The sequence below is a fragment of the Mycolicibacterium aurum genome, assembly GCF_900637195.1.
In the GTDB taxonomy this organism is placed as follows: Bacteria; Actinomycetota; Actinomycetes; order Mycobacteriales; family Mycobacteriaceae; genus Mycobacterium; species Mycobacterium aurum.
The window spans coordinates 540,840-555,013 of sequence record NZ_LR134356.1 but is presented as its reverse complement, the minus strand read 5'-3'; the positions used below and the strand labels follow the sequence as shown (position 1 = coordinate 555,013).

The following is a 14,174-nucleotide window of genomic DNA, read 5'->3' as shown; positions in this document are numbered from 1 at the left end:
TGTTTCTACACTCGCTTCATGTCCCCGGTCCTCACGGCCATCACCGACAGCGTCCACTTCGCCCAGACCGACCTGGTGAACTGGACTCTGGTCACCGACGGCGACGGCGTGATGCTGATCGACGCGGGCTTCCCCGGACACCGGGACGACGTGCTCGCCTCCCTCGGTTCCCTCGGCTTCGGAGTCGACGACCTGCGCGCAATCCTGTTGACCCACGCCCACGTCGACCATTTCGGCACGGCGATCTGGTTCGCCGCCGAACACGGCACGCCGGTGTACTGCCACCCCGCCGAGGTCGGCCACGCCAAGCGGGAGTACCTCGAGCAGGCGTCACCGGTTGATGTGGCGATGCACGCGTGGCAGCCCAAGTGGCTCAAGTGGTCGGTGGCCATCATGCGCAAGGGCGGCCTGTCGCATACAGGCATTCCCACCACGGGGGCGCTCACCGCGGATCTTGCGGCATCGCTGCCCGGCGCCCCCAAATCCGTCCCCACCCCGGGCCACACCGGCGGGCACTGCTCGTACATCGTCGACGGCGTCCTGGTCAGCGGTGACGCACTGGTCACCGACCATCCGGTGGCACCGCGGCGGGGGCCGCAGCTGCTGCCGTCGGTGTTCAACCACGACGAGCAGACCTGCCGGCGCAGCCTCGAAGCGCTGGCGCTGCTCGACACGGAGGTGCTGCTGCCCGGGCACGGTCCGGTCTGGCGCGGGCCGATCCGCGACGCCGTGACGCGAGCTCTCTAAGCCAGCGCTCCGTAGCCGAGCAGGAATATCGCCGTGAGGGCGAGTCCGCAGGCGATCACGATCGCAGGCATGAGGATCATGGTGTCGAGTTCGTCGTCGTCGAGGACGTCATCCTGGAAGCGCCCGAACAGCACCCGGGCGATGCCGGTCCGCCGGAAGATGTGCACGAGCAGGCGCACCGCCCTGCTGTCACGGCGGCGCCCGACCACCAGACGCGTCACACCGCCGAACACGAAGGTCAGTACGGCGCCGGCCAGCAACAACCACCCCACGGCCGCCTGCGACACGTCGTCAAGCCTATAGCCCGCTCACAGCGCCTTCAGGAAGGCGACCGGATAGACCTCGCCCTCGGCGGTCAGCGGCTCGTCCAGTCGGGTGTAGCCCGTCGACAGGTACAGCGCCGCGGCCTCGGGCTGGCGGTCGCCGGTCGTCAGGTAGACCCGCGTGTACCCGCGCGCGGCGATGTCGGATTCCAGTCGGGACAGCAGCTTTCGCGCATATCCACGGCGCCGGTGCCTGCTGTCGGTCCAGATCCTCTTCAGTTCGGCAGTGGTGGCGTCGAAGCGCCGGAACGCGCCGCCGGTCACCGGCACACCGTCGAGCAGCCCGATCAGCAGGCCGCCGCCGGGGCCCTCGAACTCTGCTGCCGGGTAGCGGCGCAGCCATGCGTGCACCTTGTCACGGACGCCGCCGTAGCGGTCGGCGTACTCGACCGCGAGCTCGTCGATCAGCGGTGCGGCCAGCGGATCGGACTGGCCGACCGCCACGAAGCGCACCTCCCCCGCGGCGGGATCCGGCATCACTGCGACGTCCTGCGACCGGACAGCACCGCCGCCAACTGCTCCGCGGTGCGTGTCCAGCCGAGGTCGTGGTCGTCGAACGCCTCGGGGGGCAGCAGCGAATGCTCGATGGACATCAAGGTCTCGTCGTCACCGTGCGGCCGGAACGTCACGTCGACCACGCTCGTGGCCGTCGGATCCTGCCAGCCGGAGTGAGACCACGTGAAGCGCAACAGGTTCGGACGTTCGATGGCGAGGAACTGGCCGACGATCAGCACCAGGTGGCCGGACGTGTCGACGTCGAACCGCACCCGCCCGCCGACGTGCGGTTCGACGGTGATCGCCACGCACCGCGAAGGACGCGGGCACATCCAGTCGGCGAGCGCGTCCGGGTCGAGCCACTGGTCGAACACCTCCTCGGGCGTCGCGGGCATGACGCGCTGCACCCGGACGACGGGGCCGGCGGTCACCGCGCGTGCTTCTTCTCGCGCAGCCGTTCCGCCAGCGCGTCGGCCCGCGTCGACCAGAAGTCGGCCTGCTCGTCGATCCACTGCCGTGCCTGGCTGAGCCCTGCCGGCTGCAGGGACAGCCAGTGCTCGCGGCCGCGCACCTCACGACGCACCAGGCCTGCCGACTCCAGCACGCCCACATGGCGGGACACCCCCGCGAACGTCATCGGCAGGGGCGCGGCCAGGTCGGTGATGCGGGCGTCGCCGTCGCGCAGCGCCTCCAGCAGCCGGCGGCGGGTGGGATCGGCCAGCGCGGCGTATGCCCGATCGAGCGCCAGATCTTCAACCATTCTGTTGACTATAGCGGCGCGAGCGGGTAGTTCTTGAGCGGCAATATTCAACTAACTTGTTGAACGTTTTCCCCGAGGAGGAACCGGTGCGCACGCCCGAGATCGTGTCGGCGCAGGAATGGCAGTCCGCGCTGAATGAATTGCTGGTCACGGAAAAGCAGATGACGCGGGCGCGCGACGCGCTGGCGGCGCGGCGACGGCGGATGCCGTGGACGTCGGTCGACACGGACTACCGCTTCGACGGGCCCGACGGCGAGGCGACGCTGCTCGATCTGTTCGCGGGCCGTCGCCAGCTGATCGTCTATCGCGCGTTCATGGATCCCGATCTCGGCGACTGGCCCGACCACGGCTGCGTGGGGTGTTCGCTGATGGCCGACCACATCGGCAACCTCGCCCACCTCAACGCCCGGGACACCACCCTCGTCTACGTCTCCCGGGGCCCGCAGACCGGCATCAAACGGATCAAGGACCGGATGGGCTGGGATATCCCTTGGTACACAATCCTTCCCGACGACAGAGGCGCGTTCGACGTCGACTTCGGCGTCGACCAGTGGCACGGCACCAACGCCTTCATCCGCTGGCCGGACGACGACGGTGAGCGCGTCTACCGCACGTACTTCGTCAACAATCGCGGCGACGAGGCGTTCGTCAACACCTGGACCTTCCTCGACATCACCGCCCTCGGCCGGCAGGAAACCTGGGAGGACTCGCCCGAGGGATATCCGCAGTCCGCGCCGTACGCGTGGTGGCGCTGGCACGACACCTACGGCGGGACAGAGGCACAGTAGGCCGCTTCCCAGAGAAACTTGACACGTGTAAAGTTTGGCCGCATGGACAACATCCGCGGCAAGACGATCGCGATCACCGGGGCCGCGCGGGGCATCGGATACGCCACCGCAGAAGCCCTTCTCAAGCGCGGCGCGCGCGTCGTCATCGGTGATCGTGACGTGGCACTTCAGGAATCCTCGGTCGCCAAGCTGACCAACCTCGGATCCGTCTCGGGATACCCCCTCGACGTGACCGACCGGGAGTCCTTCTCGACGTTCCTCGACAAGGCGCGTACCGACGGGGGCGGCCACATCGACGTGCTGATCAACAACGCGGGCGTCATGCCGGTGGGGCCATTCCTGGACGAGACCGAGCAGTCTGTCCGGTCGTCGCTCGAGGTCAACGTCTACGGCGTGATCACCGGCTGCCAGCTGGCGCTGCCGGACATGGTCGCACGCCGCAGCGGCCACATCATCAACATCGCCTCGCTGTCGGGTCTCATCCCGCTGCCGGGCCAGGTGGTCTACGTCGGCGCCAAGTACGCCGTCGTCGGTCTGTCCACCGCGCTGGCCGACGAGATGGCGCCACACGGTGTCAACGTCTCGGTGATCATGCCGCCGTTCACCAACACCGAGCTCATCTCCGGCACCAAGTCCGGTGGCGCGATCAAACCCGTCGAGCCCGAGGAGATCGCCGCCGCCATCGTCAAAACGCTGGACAAGCCCAAGACCCACGTATCGGTGCCGCCGCCGCTGCGATTCACCGCCCAGGCCGCCCAGATGCTGCCCCCCAAGGGTCGGCGGGCGATGAACAAGGCACTCGGCCTGGACACGGTGTTCCTCGAGGTCGACGTCGCCAAGCGCAAGAGCTACGAGGACAGAGCCCGCGCGGCCCAGGGTGTCATCGAGGGCGCCACGAAGGACTAGCCGAGTCGCCGAGTTCTGCGCCGGGGTCGTTGCGCACCGGAATGCACAGCCTTGGTGCAGAACTCGCGGGCACGCTAGCCGAAGACCGGCAGCGGGTCGCCGGCCCGGTACGCCTCGATCACATCGAGGTGGTCGAACAGCTCGTCGAGATTGAACTGGTAGTCGTCGTCGGTTCCGACGAACACCACATGGGCGATCTCACCGCCGTCGTCAGGCGTGAGCACGACGACGGTGACGTTGACCGTCTCGTCGTCGTCTGAGTGTTCGGTCGCCGACGGTGGCCAGAACCACACCACACCGGTGTCGTCGTCGGCCTCCTCGGAGAACTCCCAACCACGCTCGGTCAGCCTGGCGTCGAAATCCTCCAGCTCCGAAGCGATCTCGAGTTGCTCCGCGACTCCGGCCGGGAGCCACGTTACGGCGCGAGCACCCTGACGCTTCCTGCGACGGGCCTTCTTGGCGTCGGTCCTGCGGGACACCTAGGACAGCGCCCGGTCCAGATCGGCGATCAGGTCCTCGGTGCCTTCCAGGCCGACCGAGATGCGCGCCACGCCGTCGCCGAGACCGATCGCCGCCCGGCCTTCCGGCCCCATGGCGCGGTGCGTGGTGGTGGCCGGGTGGGTGATCAGCGACTTCGCGTCGCCCAGGTTGTTGGAGATGTCGACGATGCGCAGCTTGTCGAGCACCTCGAACGCACGCTCCTTCGTCCCGCCCTTGAGCTCGAAGGTCACGACCGTGCCGCCGCCGGTCATCTGCCGTTTGGCGAGGTCGTACTGCGGATGCGATTCCAGGAACGGGTACTTCACCCAGCTGACCGCCGGGTGGGCTTCCAGGAACTCGGCGATGCGGTGCGCGGACGACGTCTGGTGTTGCACACGCAGGGCCAGCGTCTCCAGGCCTTTCAGCAACGTCCACGCGTTGAACGGGCTCAGCGCGGGTCCGGTGTGGCGCATCAGCTTCTGCACGGGCTCGTCGATGTACTCCCTGCTGCCGAGGATGGCTCCGCCCAGCACCCGGCCCTGACCGTCGATGTGCTTGGTGCCCGAGTACACCACGACGTCCGCGCCCAATGGCATGCCCTGCTGCAGGATCGGGGTGGCGAAGACGTTGTCCAGCACCACCTTTGCGCCCGCCGCGTGGGCCAGCTCGGAGACAGCGGCGATGTCGACCAGCTGCTGCATGGGGTTCGACGGTGTCTCGAAGAAGACCGCCTGGGTGGGCACAGAGAGCGCCTCCTCCCACTGGGAGAGGTCGTCGCCGTCGACGAGCACCGTCTCCACGCCCCAGCGCGGCAGGATCTCGTTGCAGACCACGAAGCACGAACCGAACAGGCTGCGGGCGGCGACCAGGCGGTCGCCGGCACCCAGCAGTGCACCGAGCGCGGTGAACACCGCCGACATTCCCGTCGAGGTGGCGAAGCATGCGGGCGCGCCCTCGAGCAGCCGCAGCCGCTCCTCGAACATCGAGATGGTGGGGTTGCCGTAGCGCGAATACACGTAACGGTCGATCTCGCCGGTGAAGGCCTTCTCCGCGTCGCCCGCCGTCTCGTAGACGTAGCCCGACGTCAGGTACATCGCCTCGGCGGTCTCCTGGAACTCCGAGCGCAGCAGCCCGCCGCGGACACCGATGGTGTCCTGGCTGACGCCGTCAGGCAGGGCGGCCGGGATACGGACGGACGGGACCGAAGGCCGCTCGTTGGTCATGACTGCTTCCAGGGCAGGCCGACGGCCTTCCAGCCGGTGCCGCCGCGATGCTTGTGTTCGTCCACGTTGCCCTCGAATCCGTCCAGCACGTTGTAGGACGGCCCGATGCCGGCCTCCGTCGCAGCCTCTGCGGCGCCGATGGACCGGTTGCCGGAACGGCACAGGAACACGACGGGACGTTCGCCGGGGGTGATCCCGGCGGCGACCAGATCGTCGACGAAGCCGGCGTTCCGGGTGCCGTCGGTGCGATTCCACTCGATGTAGACGACGTCGCGGTCGAGCGAGCTCAGATCGGGCGCGCCCACGAAACGCCATTCGGCGTCGGTGCGGCAGTCGACCAGCACCGCATCGGGGTTCTCGCTCAGTAGCTTCCACGCCTCCTCAGGCGTGATGTCTCCCGCATAGCTCACGACCGGCAGTCTTCCACAGCTAGCTGGGACCGGTCGAGCAGACCTTCCAGGATCCGTCCTCACGCGCGAAGGTCATCTCGACGGTCTCCTTCACGTCGGGATCGTTGTCGAAGTAGTAGGTGACGTCGGCGCTGGCCTGCTGCCCCTCGATGGCCACACCGGCGACCCGGTCGACGTACCGGTCGCCGCGCTTGGCCACCGAATCACGGTGTGCCGAAAGCACTTCGGACTCGCTACCGGGAAGGCCCGCACAGCTGAACGCGCGGAAGTCCGCGAAGTCCTCGCGCTGGAGCGCATCGTTCTGCCCCGACGCCGCGCGCGCGATCTGCTGCTCGTCGGTCAGGTCGTCGCCGGAGAAGACGTCGAGCAGCCAGATTCCGATCACGACGATGACAATGATGGCCAGCGCGGCCAGGAACGGCCATGCGGCCGGCCGGTCCGCCGGCTCGTCGGCGTCGGTCATTCGGTCCCCCGTGGTCCGCGCAGTGCGGCCGCGACACGGCGGGCGCGGTCCCTGGCGACGATGGGGTCCGGGGCGGTCGCCAGGGAGACGGTGCGCCACAACGAGCCACCGACGGCGTCATCGGCATCGAACACCCGGACGTCACTCTCGGCGACCGCGAGTGCGTCGGCCAGTGCAGGCCGCGGCTCCGCGGTGCCGGTGCCGGTGCCGGGCACATCGCGGTAGGCCACCTCGACGGCGCCGGGCGAGATCATGATGGTGTCCACGGGCAGCCCGAGGACGGCACGGGCGTGCAGTTCGTACTGAGAGAGCCGCTGCGAGCGCAGGGTCACGAGCCCGGTGTCCTGCAGGCGCGGGCGGACGTCGGAGAAGTAGACCTCGTCACCGCGCACCAACAACTCCACCGCGAACACCCCGCGCCCGCCGAGCGAGTTCACGATGCGGGCCGCGATCGATTTCGCCGAGTCCAGCGCGGTCGCCGAAAGATGTTGCGGCTGCCACGCTTCCAGGGGTTCACCGGTCCGCTGATGGTGGCCGATCGGCTCACAGAAGGACACCGCGGGACCTGCCGGGCCGGTCGTGCGCACCGTCAGAAGCGTCACCTCGACATCGACGTCGACGACGGTCTCGGCGATCACGCGCTGCAGGCTGAGCTTGCCCCCGGCGACGGCACGGCGCCACGCCGGCTCCACGTCCTCGGGCCGCAGCACCACCGACTCGCCTTCCCCCGGTGCGGCCGCGACCGGCTTGACCACCAGCGGGTAGCCGGCGTGCGCAGCCACCGCGGCCAGCTCGTCGACGGAGCCGGCGAACCAGAACGGGGCGGTCGGCAGACCCAGCTCGTCGGCGGCGAGCCGGCGCAGCCCCTCTCCGTCCAGGGACAGGCGGGTGCTGCGCGGGGTGGGGAACACCTCCACGTCGCCTCGCTCGGCGACCGCGATCAACGCCTCGGCCGTCACCGCCCCGGCATCGGAGACCAGGTAGCGCGGTGTCGTCTCGTCGATCAGGGCGGTCAGCGCCTCCGGGCCGTCGTCGGGCTGGGTCTCCAGGGTCACGACGTCGACGCCCAGGCGCTGGAATGCCAGCGCCAGTTCCCGGCTGCGCTCTCCCGCGCCGAGCAGCATCACCGTCTCGCGGCCCGTCACCGTTTCAGTCATCGATTTTCAGCCTGCCAGACGGACCGCGAGAATCAGAACATGAGTGCCTCGCTGCTGGCGATTCTGGTGGTATCCGTGGTCCTGGCCGCGATCGCCCGCCGCTACGACCTGTCGTCGCCACTGTTCCTCGTGGTCGCCGGTCTGGCCGTGGGCCTGATTCCCGGCGTGCGGGAGATCGTCGGACTCGACCTGGATCCAGAGCTCGTGCTCTACGTGCTGCTGCCGCCGCTGCTGTGGTCGGCCGGGCTGGAGAGCAGCTCGGTGAGCCTGCGCGCCAACAAGCGCTCGATCGGGCTGCTCGCGGTCGGGCTGCCGCTCGCGACCACGGCCGTCGTCGGATTCGTGGCGTACCGGACCGTCCCCGAGCTCACGCTGACCGCGGCATTCGTCCTCGGCGCGATCGTGGCACCGCCGGACGCCGTGTCGGCGGGTGCGATCGGGCGGCGGCTCGGACTTCCGCGGCGGACCATGACGCTGCTGAGCGGCGAGAGCCTGCTCAACGACGCGACGGCGTTGACCGCCTACAAGGTGGCGCTGGCCGCCGCGATCGGCGCCGCAGCCACGTGGCAGGAGGGTCTCACCACGTTCGCGCTGGCCGCCGCGGGCGGCGTCGTCGTCGGGTTCCTGCTCGGCACGGTGATCGTGTTCATCCGCTCCCGCCTCGACGACGCGTTGGCCGAGAGCGCCATCGGGCTGGTCGCGCCGTTTCTCGTCTACCTGACCGCCGAGCAGATCCATGGATCGGGAGTGCTCGCCGTCGTCGTCGCCGCCCTCATCACCGGGCAGCGCTACGCGAGGGCCGGCTACGCCACCCGGCTGCAGGACACCGCGGTGTGGAAGGCCGTCCAGCTGGTGCTGGAGTCGTTCGCCTTCCTGCTGATCGGCCTCCAGCTGCCCGCGGTCATCGATGAGATGGAGGGCATCCCGGCCAGCGTGTTCCTGACGTCGTCGGTCGCGGTGCTCGCCGCGGTGATCGCGGTGCGGGTCGCGTGGGTGTACCCGTTCGCCTACCTGCCGAGGCTGCTGTCGGCGCGGATCCGCGCCGCCGAGCCTGCGCCCGCGCCGGCACAGGTGTTCATCGTGGCCTGGGCGGGGATGCGCGGAGTGGTGTCTCTGGCAGCGGCCTTCGGAGTTCCGCTCACGACGCTGACGGGCGCGCAGTTCCCCGGCCGGCCGCACATCATCTTCCTGACGTTCGTGGTCGTGGTGGGGACCCTGCTCCTGCACGGGCTCACACTGCCCTGGCTGATCCGCCGACTCGGAGGGCAGGGCGACCAGAAGCGCGCCGACGCGATGGCGACGGCCGCCGCCAAGGACAAGGCCGCCCGTGCGGCGGCCGACCGGCTCGACGAGCTGCTGGGCGACGGCTCCACCGACGTCGACGAGCACGCCGCCGACGTGCTTCGCGCATGGAACGCCAGGCGGCGTGCGTACGCCTGGCAGAGCGTCGACGACGACGGCTCCGAATCCCCGATGTCGGTGTTCCGGAATCTGCGGCTGGAGATGCTGGCCGCCGAACGCGCGGCCTTCATCGCCGAGCGGGACAGCGGCACCATCGACGACGAGGTGCTGCGCGGGATGCTGCACGGTCTCGACCTGGAAGAGGCGACGCTCAACCGGGATTGAGCGTCGAGCGGAACGTGCCCATCGCGTCCGTCAGCGCGACGAAGACGCGGTGGGCCGCGGCGAGATCGCTGTCCGGTAGATCGGCCATCGCTTCGCGCGTGTGCTCGGCCAGCGGGGTGAAGAATTCGCGACCGACGGCCATGCCGTGCTCGGCCACCCGCAGCATCACCTTGCGACGATCGCCCGGATCAGCTTCGCGCAGCACGTGTCCCGACGCGATCATCCGCTCGACCAGATAGGTGATCGCCGCGCCGGAGGTGCCCATCCGTTTCCTGAGCTCGCCGGCGGTCAATGGCGTGCCGGCATTCTCGGCGACCATGAGGTGGAGCAGGGCACGGAAATCGTTCGCCGTCAGCCCGTGCCTGCCGGCGAAACTGTGCCCGATCTGGTCGGACTCGGCCGTGAGCGCCCGGACGTCGGCGGCGATCACGGCCTCCAGCGCATCCCGGTCGGCTTCGTGCACGCACCCACTCTAACCTCATTCAGTTGATTAATAGTTAATTATCTGAAATATTGGTCCGCATGAGCCGTCGCTTGTCCTGGGTCATCGCCCTGCTGATCGTCGTCATCTCCGGCGCGCTGATGGGTGCGCTGTCCGGTTCGGAGTCCGAGTCGCAGTCCCCGGTGGCGGTGCCGCCCGGGGCGGAGTCCGCCCGCGCGGACGCAGCGCGCACCGAGTTCCCCGGCGGGGACCTGGTTCCCGCCATCCTCGTCGTCACCCGTTCCGACGGCGCCCAGCTCAGCCCGGCAGATCTGAACGCGGTGGACAGCGCCCGCGGCCGCATGCTCGCGGCAGCGGACACCGGGCCGGCAGCTGCGTCGGCGCCCCCGCCGCAGGTCTCCGAGGACGGTCAGGCAGCAGTCGCGACGGTGCCGCTGTCGGCGGATCTGTCCGGCTTCGCGCTCACGGACAAGGTCGACGAACTCCGCGCCGCGGCCACCGACGGCCTGCCCGGCGACCTTGCTGCGCAGGTGACCGGCGGCCCTGCCTTCGGCGCGGACATCGCGAACTCGTTCTCCGGAGCCAACTTCACGCTGCTGGCCGTCACCGCCGTGGTGGTGGCGCTGCTGCTCATCGTCACCTACCGTTCGCCGGTGCTGTGGCTGGTGCCGCTCTTGGTCATCGGCTTCGCCGACCGGGTGGCCGCGGTGCTCGGCGTAGCCGTCGCCGAAGCACTCGGCATGAGCCCCGACGGCTCGACCTCCGGCATCACCAGCGTGCTGGTGTTCGGCGCGGGCACCAACTACGCACTGCTGTTGATCTCGCGCTATCGAGAAGAACTGGGCCGCACTGAATCCCACCGTGAAGCGCTGGACACCGCGGTGCGCCGGGCCGGGCCCGCGATCATCGCCAGCAATGCGACGGTGGTGCTGGCTCTGCTGACGCTGCTGTTCGCGTCATCGCCGAGCACCCGCAGCCTCGGCGTGCAGGCCGCGGCGGGTCTCGTCGTCGCTGCGGTGTTCGTGCTGCTGGTGCTGCCGACGGCGTTGGGCCTGTTCGGCCGGAAACTGTTCTGGCCGTTCATCCCTGCGGTCGGTGCCACACCGCTGACCGACAGCGGGATCTGGCACCGGGTGGCCGCCGCCGTCGCGCGCAAGCCCGCACGGGTGGCGGTGGTGTCGATCGGCGCGCTGGCGCTGCTGTGCACGGGGCTGTTCTACACGCCCGTCGGGCTGTCGCAGACCGAGCAGTTCCGCGTCCAGGCAGAGTCGGTCAGCGGATTCGACACGCTGTCCGCGCACTTCCCCAGCGGCCTCACCGATCCCGCACGGGTGATCGCGTCCACCGACCGCGCCGCCGAGGTGCAGCGCGCCATCACCGAGACCCCGGGAGTGGTATCGGCCTTCCCCACGGGCACGGCACCGAACGGCCAAAGCCAGTGGTCGGTGGTGCTGGACGCCGCGCCCGCCTCCGACGAGGCGTTCGACACCATTGACGCACTGCGTGATTCGGTACACCAGGCCGATCCTGGCGGACTCGTGGGAGGTTCGGACGCCACCGCCCGCGACGCGGCCACCGCGGCCGGTCACGACCGCGCCGTCGTGATACCCGCCATCCTGATCGTGGTGCTGCTGGTGCTCTACCTCCTGCTGCGCTCGGCGCTGGCGCCGCTGGTCCTGGTCGGGGTGACGGTGCTCAGCGCGCTGGCCGCGCTCGGACTCGGCGGCTGGGCGAGCGTGCATCTGTTCGGTTTTCCCGCGCTGGACAACACCGCACCGCTGTTCGCGTTCCTGTTCCTGGTGGCGCTCGGCGTGGACTACACGATCTTCCTGGTGACCCGCGCACGGGAGGAGACGCCCGAACACGGAACCACCGACGGCATCGTCCGCGCCGTCTCGGCGACCGGAGCGGTGATCAGTAGCGCCGGCATCGTGCTGGCCGCGGTGTTCTGCGTGCTCGGCGTGCTGCCGCTGATCGTGCTCACCCAGGTCGGCATCATCGTCGGACTCGGCATCCTGCTGGACACGTTCCTGGTGCGGACCGTGATCATCCCGGCCCTGTTCACGCTCATCGGCCCGAAGATCTGGTGGCCGGCACTGCGCAACCTCGGCGAGCGCGGCGACGGGGGACCGCGCCGCCCCGGTTCCCTCGATGCGCAGCCGCACGGTCGACACCGCTCTCGGACGGCGACCGGTCCGTAGCGCGGTCCCGGCGCTCCTCAACGCGCTGATCGGGACCTTCGCCGTCGGCGGGTAGCGTCGAAAGATGAGTCAGGCCGTCAAGCCCGAGCAGCCGCCACTGCACATGCGGCGCGATGCATTCGACCCGACACCCGAACTGCGCGCCATCCGCGAGAACGACGGCGTTGCGACCGTCACCAACGCGTTCGGGATGCAGGTCTGTCTGGTCACGCGATACGACGACGTCAAGATGGTGCTGTCGGACTACGCGCGCTTCTCGAATGGGCGGCCGCCGGGTTTCGTCCTTCCCGGGGCTCCCCAGGTCGACGAGGAGGCCCAGGCCAGGGCCCGGGCCGGGAACCTGTTGGGGCTCGACCCGCCGGAGCATCAACGGCTGCGCCGCATGCTCACCCCCGAGTTCACCCACCGGCGGATGAAGCGCCTGCAGCCGCGGATCGAGGAGATCGTGACGGCACAGCTGGACGCGATGGCGGCGGCCGGACCCCCGGCCGACCTGGTGGAGCATTTCGCCCTGCCCATCCCCTCCCTGGTCATCTGCGAGCTGCTCGGCGTGCCGTACGCCGACCGTGACGACTTCCAGCGCCGCAGCGCCCGCCAGCTGGACCTGTCGATCCCGATGCCGGAACGTCTTGAGCTGCAGCGGCAGGGCCGCGACTACATGGGCGCGCTGGTCCAGGACGCCAGGGCACACCCCGGCGACGACATCCTCGGCATGCTGGTGCGCGTCCACGGCGCCGAGCTGACCGACGACGAGCTGATCGGCATCGCCGGCCTGCTGCTGCTCGCCGGGCACGAGACCACCTCGAACATGCTGGCGCTGGGCACCCTGGCGCTGCTGCGTCATCCCGACCAGCTGGCCGCGGTCCGCGACGACCCGGACGCGGTGGCACCCGCCGTCGAGGAGCTGCTGCGCTGGCTGTCGATCGTGCAGACCGCGATTCCGCGCATCACGACCACCGAGGTGGAGATCGCAGGCGTCGCGATCCCGGCAGGCCGGCTGGTCTTCGCGTCGCTGCCGTCGGGCAATCGCGACGGCGAATTCATCGACAGCCCAGACGTTCTCGACATCAGCCGGGGTGCGCCAGGTCACCTGGGCTTCGGGCACGGGGTGCACCACTGCCTGGGCGCGCCACTGGCCAGGATGGAGATGCAGATCGCGTTCCCCGCGCTGCTGCGCCGGTTCCCCACGCTGACGCTGGCCGAGGACTTCGACGACGTGGCGTTCCGGTCGTTCCACTTCATCTACGGCCTGAAGTCGCTCCAGGTGAGCTGGACATGACGCGGGCACGGGTCTCCGCCGACCGCGAGGCGTGCATCCAGGCCGGCAACTGCGTGATGGTGGCCGGTGAGATCTTCGATCAGGACGACGACGGGATCGTCGAAATCCTGCACGAGGACGTCACCGGTGACGAGCTCGACCACGCCCGGAAAGCCGTCAAGCTGTGTCCGGCAGGTGCTTTGAGTCTGGAAGATCGATGACGCCCGAGCGCTCCAGCATCACGAGGCTGACGATCAGCACCCAGACCGGGAACGTCACGGTCATCCACAGTGAGATGTCGCTTCCGATCAGAACACCGGCCGCGACAACGTAGGTCACGATCACCAGCCACATCGGCATCAGCCGGGTGCGCAGCCAGATGGTGGCCAGCGACATCATGAACACCGCGGCCATCCGCAACGCATAGGTGTTGGACAGCGACACCAGCAGCGCCTGGCCGAATGCCGCCACCTCCGAACGCATTCCGGGCTCGGCGAAGTCGGTGCTCGCGATCAGCCCTGCGCCCACGGCGGTCGACGCGTAGATCATCGCCAGGAACAGCAACCCGCTGCCGATGAGCACCGTCGAGAAGAACTTGTCCTCCAGAGCGCCGAGGCCGTCGCGCACCACACCGATGAACCACAGGAACGCGATGCCGGAGAACGGCATCAGCACCACGGCGATCCGCAGACGGTGCCCTGACCCGTCCGCCCACTGGGTGCCCAGCGCGGCACCGTCGGGCAGCGCGGTGCGGATCATCACCAGCGCGGCGCCGAACAGCAGCGCGAACAGCACGCCCGCCAACGCCGCGGCCCGCGGCGTGGTGAGGCTGCGCAGGCGGCGATCGGCCGGGTGGGTCATGGCCTCATGGTGACACGCCGCAGCCGACCAGGAC

Annotated in this window: 18 protein-coding genes; 7 read left to right on the top strand and 11 right to left on the bottom strand. The window is 69.3% G+C overall.

What is annotated here, in order from left to right:
• The first annotated feature begins 18 nt into the window (after window positions 1-18).
• Entirely contained in the window at window positions 19-747 is a 729-nt protein-coding gene (locus EL337_RS02620) for an MBL fold metallo-hydrolase (protein WP_048633258.1), read from the top strand.
• On the opposite strand, the gene EL337_RS02615 is transcribed toward EL337_RS02620, so the two are convergent.
• The 4 genes from EL337_RS02615 to EL337_RS02600 are packed head-to-tail and all read right to left on the bottom strand — an operon-like array spanning window position 744 to window position 2,325.
• Complete coding sequence (locus EL337_RS02615; RefSeq protein WP_048633259.1) at window positions 744-1,034, bottom strand: hypothetical protein; 291 nt, start codon at window positions 1,032-1,034, stop codon at window positions 744-746. The two genes, EL337_RS02620 and EL337_RS02615, sit on opposite strands and share 4 nt — an antisense overlap.
• A 21-nt stretch (window positions 1,035-1,055) precedes the next feature.
• Window positions 1,056-1,547 carry a GNAT family N-acetyltransferase gene (locus EL337_RS02610; RefSeq protein WP_048633260.1) on the bottom strand — a complete coding sequence of 164 codons (492 nt, stop codon included), beginning with the start codon at window positions 1,545-1,547 and terminating at the stop codon, window positions 1,056-1,058.
• The gene (locus EL337_RS02605; protein ID WP_048633261.1) at window positions 1,547-1,996 is read right to left on the bottom strand and encodes an SRPBCC family protein; all 450 of its coding nucleotides are present in this window, start codon (window positions 1,994-1,996) and stop codon (window positions 1,547-1,549) included. The genes EL337_RS02610 and EL337_RS02605 overlap by 1 nt, the downstream gene beginning before the upstream one ends.
• The gene (locus tag EL337_RS02600) at window positions 1,993-2,325 is read right to left on the bottom strand and encodes an ArsR/SmtB family transcription factor (RefSeq protein ID WP_048633262.1); all 333 of its coding nucleotides are present in this window, start codon (window positions 2,323-2,325) and stop codon (window positions 1,993-1,995) included. Before EL337_RS02600 ends, EL337_RS02605 begins: the two co-directional genes overlap by 4 nt.
• 86 nt (window positions 2,326-2,411) lie before the next feature.
• Between EL337_RS02600 and EL337_RS02595 the strand changes: the two genes are divergently transcribed.
• A complete protein-coding gene (locus EL337_RS02595; RefSeq protein WP_048633263.1) occupies window positions 2,412-3,113 on the top strand; it encodes a DUF899 domain-containing protein in 702 nt (233 codons plus the stop codon).
• A 42-nt stretch (window positions 3,114-3,155) separates the two neighbouring features.
• The gene (locus tag EL337_RS02590) at window positions 3,156-4,019 is read left to right on the top strand and encodes an SDR family oxidoreductase (RefSeq protein WP_048633264.1); all 864 of its coding nucleotides are present in this window, start codon (window positions 3,156-3,158) and stop codon (window positions 4,017-4,019) included.
• A gap of 74 nt (window positions 4,020-4,093) precedes the next feature.
• On the opposite strand, the gene EL337_RS02585 is transcribed toward EL337_RS02590, so the two are convergent.
• From EL337_RS02585 to purT, 5 genes are read right to left on the bottom strand one after another with little or no spacing between them, the layout of a single operon-like run.
• Complete coding sequence (locus EL337_RS02585; RefSeq protein WP_048633265.1) at window positions 4,094-4,498, bottom strand: hypothetical protein; 405 nt, start codon at window positions 4,496-4,498, stop codon at window positions 4,094-4,096.
• On the bottom strand, window positions 4,499-5,722 hold the full coding sequence (locus tag EL337_RS02580; protein ID WP_048633266.1) for an O-succinylhomoserine sulfhydrylase: 1,224 nt from the start codon (window positions 5,720-5,722) through the stop codon (window positions 4,499-4,501).
• The gene (locus EL337_RS02575) at window positions 5,719-6,132 is read right to left on the bottom strand and encodes a rhodanese-like domain-containing protein (RefSeq protein WP_048633267.1); all 414 of its coding nucleotides are present in this window, start codon (window positions 6,130-6,132) and stop codon (window positions 5,719-5,721) included. Before EL337_RS02575 ends, EL337_RS02580 begins: the two co-directional genes overlap by 4 nt.
• 19 nt (window positions 6,133-6,151) lie before the next feature.
• Window positions 6,152-6,595: an Rv0361 family membrane protein gene (locus tag EL337_RS02570; protein WP_048633268.1), complete on the bottom strand. Its 444-nt coding sequence runs from the start codon at window positions 6,593-6,595 to the stop codon at window positions 6,152-6,154.
• Window positions 6,592-7,752, bottom strand: a complete 1,161-nt coding sequence (gene purT, locus EL337_RS02565; RefSeq protein ID WP_048633269.1) for a formate-dependent phosphoribosylglycinamide formyltransferase — start codon at window positions 7,750-7,752, stop codon at window positions 6,592-6,594. Before purT ends, EL337_RS02570 begins: the two co-directional genes overlap by 4 nt.
• A gap of 39 nt (window positions 7,753-7,791) precedes the next feature.
• Between purT and EL337_RS02560 the strand changes: the two genes are divergently transcribed.
• Entirely contained in the window at window positions 7,792-9,378 is a 1,587-nt protein-coding gene (locus EL337_RS02560) for a Na+/H+ antiporter (RefSeq protein WP_048633270.1), read from the top strand.
• On the opposite strand, the gene EL337_RS02555 is transcribed toward EL337_RS02560, so the two are convergent.
• On the bottom strand, window positions 9,365-9,841 hold the full coding sequence (locus EL337_RS02555; RefSeq protein WP_048633271.1) for a MarR family winged helix-turn-helix transcriptional regulator: 477 nt from the start codon (window positions 9,839-9,841) through the stop codon (window positions 9,365-9,367). The genes EL337_RS02560 and EL337_RS02555 overlap by 14 nt on opposite strands.
• A gap of 59 nt (window positions 9,842-9,900) precedes the next feature.
• On the opposite strand from EL337_RS02555, the gene EL337_RS02550 reads away from it, so the two are divergent.
• The 3 genes from EL337_RS02550 (at window position 9,901) to EL337_RS02540 (ending at window position 13,500) form a co-directional block, all read left to right on the top strand.
• Complete coding sequence (locus EL337_RS02550; protein ID WP_083443127.1) at window positions 9,901-12,021, top strand: MMPL family transporter; 2,121 nt, start codon at window positions 9,901-9,903, stop codon at window positions 12,019-12,021.
• Between the two features lie 64 nt (window positions 12,022-12,085).
• Window positions 12,086-13,300, top strand: a complete 1,215-nt coding sequence (locus EL337_RS02545) for a cytochrome P450 (RefSeq protein WP_048633272.1) — start codon at window positions 12,086-12,088, stop codon at window positions 13,298-13,300.
• Window positions 13,297-13,500: a ferredoxin gene (locus EL337_RS02540; protein ID WP_048633273.1), complete on the top strand. Its 204-nt coding sequence runs from the start codon at window positions 13,297-13,299 to the stop codon at window positions 13,498-13,500. Before EL337_RS02545 ends, EL337_RS02540 begins: the two co-directional genes overlap by 4 nt.
• Here EL337_RS02540 and EL337_RS02535 read toward each other — a convergent pair.
• Window positions 13,457-14,140 (bottom strand): hypothetical protein, encoded by a 684-nt coding sequence (locus EL337_RS02535; protein WP_048633274.1) that lies wholly within the window; start codon window positions 14,138-14,140, stop codon window positions 13,457-13,459. The genes EL337_RS02540 and EL337_RS02535 overlap by 44 nt on opposite strands.
• Between the last annotated feature and the right edge of the window lie 34 nt (window positions 14,141-14,174).

Excerpts from the sequence above, each read along its gene's own strand:
- EL337_RS02550 (WP_083443127.1), top strand. The coding sequence starts at position 9,901 with ATGAGCCGTCGCTTGTCCTGGGTCATCGCCCTGCTGATCGTCGTCATC.
- EL337_RS02540 (WP_048633273.1), top strand. The coding sequence starts at position 13,297 with ATGACGCGGGCACGGGTCTCCGCCGACCGCGAGGCGTGCATCCAGGCC.
- EL337_RS02570 (WP_048633268.1), bottom strand. The coding sequence starts at position 6,595 with ATGACCGACGCCGACGAGCCGGCGGACCGGCCGGCCGCATGGCCGTTC.
- EL337_RS02560 (WP_048633270.1), top strand. The coding sequence starts at position 7,792 with ATGAGTGCCTCGCTGCTGGCGATTCTGGTGGTATCCGTGGTCCTGGCC.
- purT (WP_048633269.1), bottom strand. The coding sequence starts at position 7,752 with ATGACTGAAACGGTGACGGGCCGCGAGACGGTGATGCTGCTCGGCGCG.
- EL337_RS02590 (WP_048633264.1), top strand. The coding sequence starts at position 3,156 with ATGGACAACATCCGCGGCAAGACGATCGCGATCACCGGGGCCGCGCGG.
- EL337_RS02545 (WP_048633272.1), top strand. The coding sequence starts at position 12,086 with ATGAGTCAGGCCGTCAAGCCCGAGCAGCCGCCACTGCACATGCGGCGC.
- EL337_RS02610 (WP_048633260.1), bottom strand. The coding sequence starts at position 1,547 with ATGCCGGATCCCGCCGCGGGGGAGGTGCGCTTCGTGGCGGTCGGCCAG.
- EL337_RS02600 (WP_048633262.1), bottom strand. The coding sequence starts at position 2,325 with ATGGTTGAAGATCTGGCGCTCGATCGGGCATACGCCGCGCTGGCCGAT.
- EL337_RS02580 (WP_048633266.1), bottom strand. The coding sequence starts at position 5,722 with ATGACCAACGAGCGGCCTTCGGTCCCGTCCGTCCGTATCCCGGCCGCC.
- EL337_RS02535 (WP_048633274.1), bottom strand. The coding sequence starts at position 14,140 with ATGACCCACCCGGCCGATCGCCGCCTGCGCAGCCTCACCACGCCGCGG.
- EL337_RS02620 (WP_048633258.1), top strand. The coding sequence starts at position 19 with ATGTCCCCGGTCCTCACGGCCATCACCGACAGCGTCCACTTCGCCCAG.